Here is a 303-nt window from a genome sequence, read left to right as displayed (position 1 = left end):
ACAATAAGCCTGCACCAATACCAAGTACCAAACTGCTCGTTGCATTAATTGCTACTGCGGTCACGACACCTGAACAGGCGATAATTGAAGCGACAGACAGGTCGAGATCACCTCACTCTAAGCAGAACAGCATCGCACATGCCACCATGCCACTCATCGAAATCGCCAGACCAAGCCCTTTCATATTGATGAAAGTCGCAAAGTAAGGCACAAATAAGGCACATAGAATAAATAGGGCAGCGAACACGATCAGCATTCCGAATCGGTCCCAAATTCCGGCCAAATTAAAGGAGCGTTTTGCGT

The 303-nt window shown here is 47.2% G+C and carries 1 pseudogene; it reads right to left on the bottom strand.

Going from position 1 to position 303, the window contains the following annotated elements:
- A pseudogene (gene araH / locus FTW16_RS13355) lies at nt 1-303 on the bottom strand (L-arabinose ABC transporter permease AraH); the annotation flags it as partial.

This window comes from Vibrio sp. T20 (genome assembly GCF_007858795.1).
GTDB classification, from domain to species: Bacteria; Pseudomonadota; Gammaproteobacteria; order Enterobacterales; family Vibrionaceae; genus Vibrio; species Vibrio satsumensis.
The sequence above is the reverse complement of the archived record's forward strand: the minus strand, read 5'-3'. Positions and strand labels throughout refer to the sequence as shown.